Source organism: Candidatus Baltobacteraceae bacterium, from assembly GCA_036559195.1.
GTDB lineage: Bacteria > Vulcanimicrobiota > Vulcanimicrobiia > Vulcanimicrobiales > Vulcanimicrobiaceae > JALYTZ01.
In genome coordinates this window covers 1-8,546 of record DATBTN010000015.1, presented here as the reverse complement: position 1 = coordinate 8,546, position 8,546 = coordinate 1, and the positions used below count along the sequence as shown (strand labels likewise).

General features: G+C 62.5%; 6 protein-coding genes. 4 read left to right on the top strand and 2 right to left on the bottom strand.

The window, feature by feature from the left end:
- Both VIG32_01910 and dnaE read right to left on the bottom strand, forming a co-directional pair.
- Positions 1-237: HAD family hydrolase (locus VIG32_01910; protein ID HEY8296765.1), on the bottom strand; the 237-nt coding region annotated here is incomplete at its 3' end.
- Complete coding sequence (dnaE, locus tag VIG32_01905) at positions 234-3,680, bottom strand: DNA polymerase III subunit alpha (GenBank protein HEY8296764.1); 3,447 nt, start codon at positions 3,678-3,680, stop codon at positions 234-236. The genes dnaE and VIG32_01910, both read right to left, overlap by 4 nt.
- A gap of 48 nt (positions 3,681-3,728) precedes the next feature.
- Here dnaE and VIG32_01900 point away from each other — a divergent pair, with 48 nt between their 5' ends.
- The 4 genes from VIG32_01900 to VIG32_01885 form a co-directional block, all read left to right on the top strand.
- A complete protein-coding gene (locus tag VIG32_01900) occupies positions 3,729-4,916 on the top strand; it encodes a GGDEF domain-containing protein (GenBank protein ID HEY8296763.1) in 1,188 nt (395 codons plus the stop codon).
- Between the two features lie 111 nt (positions 4,917-5,027).
- Positions 5,028-6,713 carry an FAD-dependent oxidoreductase gene (locus VIG32_01895; protein HEY8296762.1) on the top strand — a complete coding sequence of 562 codons (1,686 nt, stop codon included), beginning with the start codon at positions 5,028-5,030 and terminating at the stop codon, positions 6,711-6,713.
- Positions 6,714-6,715: 2 nt separating this feature from the next.
- Positions 6,716-7,675 (top strand): 2Fe-2S iron-sulfur cluster-binding protein, encoded by a 960-nt coding sequence (locus VIG32_01890; protein ID HEY8296761.1) that lies wholly within the window; start codon positions 6,716-6,718, stop codon positions 7,673-7,675.
- On the top strand, positions 7,675-8,546 hold an 872-nt coding region (locus VIG32_01885), incomplete at its 3' end, for a CoB--CoM heterodisulfide reductase iron-sulfur subunit B family protein (GenBank protein HEY8296760.1). The genes VIG32_01890 and VIG32_01885, both read left to right, overlap by 1 nt.

The following is an 8,546-nucleotide window of genomic DNA, read 5'->3' as shown; positions in this document are numbered from 1 at the left end:
CCCGGGATCGATCACGGCGGCGCCCTGATAGCAGACGACCGGCGCGTCGAGTTTGAGCCGGCGCGCGTAGGGCAGCGCCGAACGGTACATCCGGCCGGTGACGAGCGCGCCGCGAACGCCGCGCCGCTGCATTTGCGCGATGGCTTCGACGACGCGCGGATGTACGATCAGGTCGCGGCCGATCAGCGTCCCGTCGATATCGAGCGCGACTAAGCGCGGTTTGGTAACGGTTTTCAAGGGCCGCCCTCGCGAACGTTGCCTTGACCGAAGATGCGCTCCAGTTCGCCGCGCGCGCGATAGTCGCCGGCGATGCCGCGCGGCAGACGCTGCGATCGGGTTCCCGCGTGCGCGACGACGGGTACGACGCCCGGCCATTCGTCGAGCAACGCGGCGAGGCGATCGACCTGTTCGCGGCGGCCGACCGTCACGTGCCAGCCGAGCGGCTGCGGTACGTGCGGCGGTCGCTCGAACGGCGAGACCTCGTTGGCGCTGACCGAAAGCTCGACGGGCGCTTCTTCGCCGCCGTTGGATCCCGGCCGCTCGCGCATGCGCAGCCGCCCCTTGACGATCAAAATGCGATCCGGTTCGAAGTACCCTTGCACCTGCGGATAAATCTTCGAAAACACCACCACGTCGACGCTGCCGGTCGTATCCTCGATGGTCGCGATGAGAATCTGCGCTCCGGCCTTGGTGAGCGTCCGGCGCGCCGCGGTGACCATTCCGGCCACGGTAACGAACGACTCGTCGTCGCGCGCCCGCAGATCCTTCACGGCGATGGCGCCCGTCCGTGCGAGCGCTTCGGTCACGTCGGCGAGCGGGTGTCCCGAAACGAAGATGCCGAGCGTCTCTTTCTCCCATTGCAGCATCTGCATCGTCGAAGGCGCCGAGACGATCGGCAGCGTCGGCGTCAGGCCCGCCATCACCGCCGGTGCGTCGCCGAAGAGCGAAACCTGTCCGCGCTGCGCGTCGCGCGACTCCGCCGCCGCGATATCCATCGCCGTGTCCACCGCCTCGAGTTTTTGCGCGCGGTTGCCCGGCAGCCCGTCGAGGGCGCCGCATTTCGCGAGCGCCTCGAAGACGCGGCGGTTCACCTGTTTGGTATCGACGCGCTTCGCGAGTTCGAAGAGATCGGCAAACTTCCCGGCTCGATCGCGAGCCTGGAGCATGAGCGCAACGGCGCCCTCGCCCACGCCCTTGACCGCCGAGAGGCCGAATCGAATCTGATCGTCGACGACGGCAAAGTCCGTCAGCGACTCGTTGATATCCGGCGGCAGCACGGCGATGCCGAGCTTCTTCGCCTCGTCGACGTACTCCACGAGTTTATCGGTCTTGTCCTTGACCGAACTCATCAGCGCCGCAAAGTACTGTAGCGGATGGTTGGCTTTCAAATACGCGGTTTGATACGCAATCCAGCCGTATGCCGCCGCATGCGACTTATTGAACCCGTACCCGGCGAAGGGCTCGACGAACGCGAAAATATCGCCCGCGAGTTTCTCCTCGATGCCCGAGTGTTCGCGCGCTCCCGTGATGAATTTTTCGCGGTACGCGGGGATCTTCTCTTTCTGCTTCTTCCCCATGACTTTGCGAAGCTCGTCGGCTTGCCCCATCGAGAAACCGGCGACGTCCCGCGCGATCTGCATGACCTGCTCCTGGTAGCACGCGATACCGTACGTATCGCCGAGGATCGCCACCAGTTTGGGATGCAGATACGTCGGCTGCGTTCGCCCGTGCTTGTTGCTGATGTACTGCGGAATCCACTCCATCGGACCGGGCCGATAGAGCGCGACGAGCGCGATGATGTCGTTGAGATCGGACGGGCGCAGCTCCGCGCAGACGCGCACCATACCTTCGGACTCGAGTTGAAAGACGCCCATCGTATCGCCGCGTGAGAGCATCTCGAACGTGCGCGTATCGTCGTCGGGAATCTTGGAGATATCGAACTCGGAATGGGTCGTACGCCGAATCTCGTCGACCGCATTCTTCATCACGGTCAGATTGCGCAGGCCCAAGAAGTCCATCTTGAGCAAACCGATCTTTTCGACCCAGACCATATCGTATTGCGTATTGATGCCCGCATCGCTCTTGGCCAGCGGCGCGTATTCGACGAGCGGCCCGGCCGAAATGACGACGCCGGCCGCGTGGGTGCCCGCGTTGCGCGTCAGTCCCTCGATGGCCTTGGCCGTGTCGAGCAGCTTGCGAATCTCCGGCGACTGCGCGTAGAGCAGCTTCAAATCGGGAATTTGATCGAGCGCGTCGCCGATCGAAAGCCCGGTCGGACCGGAGGGGATCATCTTCGCGACGCGATCCACGTCGGGCAGCGGCACGCCCAGCGCGCGCCCCGCGTCGCGAATGGCGGCTCGTGCCGCCATCGTGCCGAACGTCACGATTTGGGCGACGCGTTCCTTGCCGTACTTGTCGGTGACGTATTGGATCACTTCGTCGCGCCGCTCGACGCAAAAATCCGTATCGATATCGGGCATCGAGATACGTTCGGGGTTCAAGAAACGCTCGAAAATCAGCTTGAACTTGATCGGATCGAGATCGGTGATCTTCAAGCTGTAGGCGACGAGCGATCCGACGGCGGAGCCGCGCCCCGGCCCGACCGGGATGTCGTTGTCGCGAGCGTATTTGATGAAATCCCACACGATCAAAAAGTACGATGCGAAACCCATCGTCGTGATGACCGAAATCTCGTACTCCAGCCGCTCGCGCAATGCCGCGTCGTCGCGCGCGCGCTCCACCCCGTAACGCTCGATCAGACCGGCCTCGCAGAGATCCCGCAGATACGACTCGGCGGTCTTCTCTTCGCTCGCGTCGTGCTGCGGAACGGGAAACGCCGGCAGGTGAAAGATCTTTTCCGGGATCCGAATATCGATGCGCTTGGCGATCTCGACCGTGTTGTCGCACGCCTCGGGCAGGTCTTTCCAGAGTTCGCGCATCTCCTCGTTGGATTTCACGTAGAACTGATCGGAGTAGAACTTCATCCGGCTCGTATCCGAAACCGTCTTCCCGGTTCCGATGCAGAGGAGCACGTCGTGAGCGGGTGCGTCGCGCTGTTCGAGATAGTGCGAATCGTTGGTTGCGACGATCGGTATCTGCAGCTCGCGCGCGATCTTGATCAGACCGGTATTGATCGCTTCTTCTTCGGGCATGCCATGACGCATGACCTCGATATAGAAGCGGTCGCCGAAGATCTGCCGATAGGTTTTTGCGGCGGCGAGCGACGTCGCGTAATCGTTCTTGAGCAACGGCGCCGCGACGAGCCCCGACATGCAGCCCGAGAGCACGATCAGCCCTTCGTTGTGCTTGGCGAGCAGATCGAGATCGATCCGCGGCTTGTAATAGTAGCCCTCGAGGAAGCCCTTCGAGATCAGCGCCGTCAGGTTCCGGTAGCCGACCAAGTCGGCGGCCAGAAGCGTGACGTGGGCCTCGTCGCGTACGGTGCGGTCGAGGCGGCCGCGCGGAGCGATATAGGCTTCGCAGCCGATGATCGGCGTAAGTTTGAAATCGCGCGCCGAGTAATAGAACTCCATAGCGCCGTACATGACGCCGTGGTCGGTGAGGGCCACCGCGGGGCTGCCGTCTTCGGCCGAGCGGCGACAGAGCTTGTCGACGCGACAGGCTCCGTCCAGCAGCGAGTATTCACTGTGTACGTGGAGATGGACGAACTGCTCACTCACCGGACGGGTACGACCTCGACTGCTGGCCCGAAGGAACTACTAAAGACCGTGCCACTAAAGAAAACGGCCGGTTACGACGTTACAGTAAAGGTGGGCTCGAACCTGTCCGGCGAGGAGGACTCGACGACGCAACACGCCCGAGCGGCCGACCTCCAGGCGGAGATCGAACGGCTGAGGTCTCGCCTCGCTACGAGCGAGGCCGAACGCGACGAATACGCCAAGCGCAACGCCGAACTCTTCGTCCTGCAGCAAGTCTTTTCGACGATCAACTCCACGCTCGAAATCGACGACATCCTCTCGATGGTCTTACGCGGCGTGTGCGAGGCGCTCAAATTCAAGCGCGTTATTCTCTTCGACGTCCTCGACGACGGCAGCATCGTGCGCCGTCTCGAGGGTGACGGCGCCGGTTGCGTGCTGCATTCGGCCGACCATCTCGATTTTCGCGCCGTTTCAACCTTGCACGAAATCGCTATGGGTTCGGTGCAAGTTGCTTTCGGCAGCTGCGACGATCTCGACAAACCGCTACACGATACCAATGGGTTGTACTGCATAGCGCCGCTCGTCGCCCGCGACGTCGTGCGCGGCATGCTCTACGTCGACGGTCCGCCGTCGGAGGTCGTAAGCGAGAATCAGCTTCACGTGCTGCTCGACTTCGCGGCGCAGGCCGCGATCGCGGTGGAGAACGCGCGCTTGTACGAGGAGACCCGCCGCCTGCTCGAGGAGACGCAGCGCCTGGCGCTTACCGACACGCTGACCGGCATTCCAAATCGGCGCGCGCTCGACGAGATGCTCGAGCGGGAGCTGCACAATGCCGAGCGCTACGACACGCCCTTCGCCTTTGCCATCTTCGATCTCGACGACCTCAAGAAGATCAACGACTCGGGCGGCCACAGCTTAGGCGACCTGGCGCTCAAACGGTTCGCCAACGTGCTCAAGAAGTCGGCCCGTAAGGGCGACATTATCGCGCGCTATGCCGGCGACGAATTCGTCCACGTCATCAGCAAGGCCACGCGCGAGCAGGCCCGGCGAGCGGTCGAACGCGTCCAAAATGCATTGCACCGAAGCGGCCTGCAATCCTCGATCGGCATCGCGATGTTTCCGACCGACGGCATCAACGCGCAAACGCTTTTTTTCGCCGCCGACGAAGCGCTTTACGTCGCCAAACAGGCCGGCAAGAACCGCTACCAGTTTTACGTTCGCGCGGGCGGCCTCGCCGCCGCCCAGGCCGAGGCCTAATCGCGCGATCCGCCTGCTTGCCTGAATCCGTGCCACTAAGGTCGTGGGGCCTCGCCTCGCTCGGGTAGTATAAAGAAGCAAAGCTTTTCACCACTCGGGAAAGGTCGGAATTTGATCAACCACGACGTAGTCGTCATCGGCGGCGGCTTGGCCGGAATGCGCGCCGCCGTGGAAGCGGCCGAGCGCGGTGCGGACGTTGCAGTCGTCAGCAAGATGCATCCGGTTCGCAGTCACTCCGGTGCGGCCCAGGGCGGAATCAACGCCGCCCTCGGTAATCGTGAGGACGACGCCCCCGAAAACCACGCCTTCGATACCGCGAAGGGTTCCGACTATTTGGGCGACCAGAGCGCGATCGAAGCGATGTGCGAAGACGCACCCAATCAGATCATCTGGCTCGAACATCGCGGCTGCATCTTCTCCCGCATGCCCGACGGGCGGATCGCCCAGCGCCCCTTCGGCGGAGCCGGATCGCCGCGCACCTGCTATTCGGCGGACGTCACGGGACTGGTCATCCTCCACACGTTGTGGGAACAGCTCGAACGATTTAATATCAAGGTATACGAGGAGTACTTCGCCACCGGCCTTTGCATCGAAGACGGCATCGGCACGGGCCTGGTAGCCTACAATATGCGTAACGGCGAGCTCGAATTGATCAATGCCAAGGCGACGATCTTCGCAACCGGCGGGGCGGGACGCATGTACCTCAAAACCACCAACGGCTACGCATCGACGGCCGACGGCATGGGCATTGCGTTTCAAGCGGGCATCCCGCTGATGGACATGGAGTTCATGCAGTTCCATCCGACGACGCTCAAAGAAAACGGCGTGCTTATGACCGAAGGCGCGCGCGGCGAGGGCGGCCATCTGCTCAACGCCGCCGGCGAGCGCTTCATGTTTAAGTACGCTCCGAATAAGGGCGAGTTGGCCTCGCGCGACGTCGTTTCGCGCGCGGAGTGGACCGAGATTCTCGAAGGACGCGGCATCGACGGCTGCGTGCTTCTCGATATCCGCCACCTCGGCCGCGAAAAGATTCTCGAACGACTGCCCCAGATTCGCGAACTCGCGATGGACGCGACCGGCAAGGACGCGATCGACGAGCCGATTCCGATTCTTCCCGGCGCGCACTATACGATGGGCGGCATCGAGACCGACAAGTGGGGCGCCACGCGCGTTCCCGGCGTCTATGCGGCCGGCGAAACCGCGTGCGCGAGCGTTCACGGTGCCAACCGCTTGGGCGGCAACTCGCTGCTCGAGACGATCGTCTACGGCGCCCGCGCCGCCCGGCACGCCGTCGACTACATCAAAGGAGTCGGCACGGTCAAGCCGTCGGTGCGCACGCTCAAAGAGCAGCAGGACAAGATCGACCGCCTGCTCTCGCGCAACTCCGGCGAACGCGGCCCGGCGTTGCGCCACGCGATGAATAAGACGATGAGCGAGAACACCTTCATCTTCCGCGACCAAAAAGGGCTGCAGACGGCGGTCGACGAGTTGCGGCGCGTACGCAAGGCATTCGACGAGACGTGTTACGTCATGGACAAGTCCAAGACGTTCAACACCGATCTCGTGAACACGCTCGAGACCGACTTCCTCATCGACGCCGCGCAGTGCCTCGCCAAGGGCGCGCTCGAACGGACCGAGTCGCGCGGCGCGCAGTCGCGAACCGACTTCCCCGAACGCAACGACGAGCAGTGGATGAAACACACCCTCGCTTGGCGCAATAACGGCGACGATCCCAAACTCGACTACTCGCGCGCGGTCGAAATCACCAAGTGGCAGCCGACTGTGAGATCCTACTAATTATGGCGCAGATCAAACTCGACATCTTCCGCTTCGACGAAGCCGTCGATACCATTCCGCATCGCGACATCGTCAGCATCGAAGCGCCGGAGAACATCACCGTCCTCGACGCGCTCGAAGAGGCCAAGGCGCAGGTCGACGGGTCGATCAGCTTCCGCCGCTCGTGCCGTTCGGCGATCTGCGGGTCGTGTTCGATGAACATTAACGGCGTGACGGGCCTTGCGTGTAAGACCAACTGCAAGGACGTCGTAACGAAGGAAGGCACGATCAAAGTCGATCCGATGCCGAACTTCCAGCCGATGAAGGACATGGTCGTGCACATGGACCCGTTTTGGGACAAGTACACGCGCCTCAAGCCCTATCTGCAGCCGCAGGATAGCGATGCCGATCACGCGACCGAGCGTCGCGTCAGCCCCGAGGACATGCGCAAGCTCGTGGACGTGGCCAACTGCGTGATGTGCGCGACCTGCTACGCCCTCTGCCCGGTCGTCAGCGTCGATCCGTCGTTTGCCGGACCGGCCGCGATCGCATACGCGTATCGCTTTATCGAAGACGTCCGCGACGGCCAGCGTAAAGAGCGCATCGCGCAGATCAGCGAAGATTACTTGTGGCTGTGCGCGCACTGCTACGCGTGCTCGTACTGCCCCAAACATGTCGATCCCCACGATCGCATCGTCGACGTCAAGCGCGCCGCCATCAACGATCGCGTCATGCTCAACGAGCGCGGGCCGCGCCACGCGCTTACGACGAACAAGACCATCAAAAAAACCGGCATGCTCGCCGAGACCGAACTCATCCAAGGCACCGTCGGCCGCTTCAATATCATCGGATTGTTGAAAGTCGCACCGCTCGGCCTGCGCATGGCATCGAAGGGGAAACTGCCGCCGCCGTTCCTCAAACCGATTCCGAAAGTCGATGAAGTCCGAACCATATTTGAAGCCTTGGAGGTCCCGGTAAGCTAATGTCCACCTCGCTATTACCCGAAGACCGCGCGACGGATTCGCACAAACGCACGCACAGCAAAGATACGAAGCGGTACGGCTTCTTCCCGGGCTGCGTGGCCAAGGAATCGTGCAAGGAACTTTTCAACTCGACGATGCTGCTCGCCGACAAACTCGGCATCGAGCTCATCGAACTGACCGCGGCTTCGTGCTGCGGCGCGTCGGTCGTGAACGATACCAACCGCGACGTGGCGCGAGTGCTCAACGCCCGCACCTACGCGCAGGCCGAAGCGCTGGGTCTCGACGACGTCATCACGATTTGCTCCACCTGCACGGGGCACATGCGCGCCGCGAACAAAGAGCTGCTCGAGAGCGAGGAGCACATGCTCCAAGCCAACGGCATCCTCGGGAAATTCGGCGCCAAATACAACGGCAACGTCACCGTCCGTCATCTGCTGTGGCTGCTCATCGACGACATCGGTCTCGACAACCTGCGCAAGATGGTCGTGCGTCCCCTTAACGGTCTAAAGGTCGCGCCGTTCTACGGCTGTCACATCATTCGTCCGGAGAAAGTCAACGGCTGGGAGTCGGCCCGCAACCCGCACTCGCTCGAAGACGTGATCGAGGCCATCGGCGGCGAAGCCATCGATTACGCCGGCAAAACGCGCTGCTGCGGATTCCACATCCAGTTAGAAAAAGACGGCGTCGCGCCCTCGATGGTCGGACAAAACATGCGCATGGCCAAAGAGCACGGCGCCGAAGCGGTGATCACGCCGTGCCCGCTCTGCCACCTCGCGCTCGACGGCTACCAGCAGGACGCCGCCGCCCGTTGGGGTCGCACGGATCTGCCGACGTTCCATCTCCCGCAACTCGTCGCGTTCGCGCTCGGCGT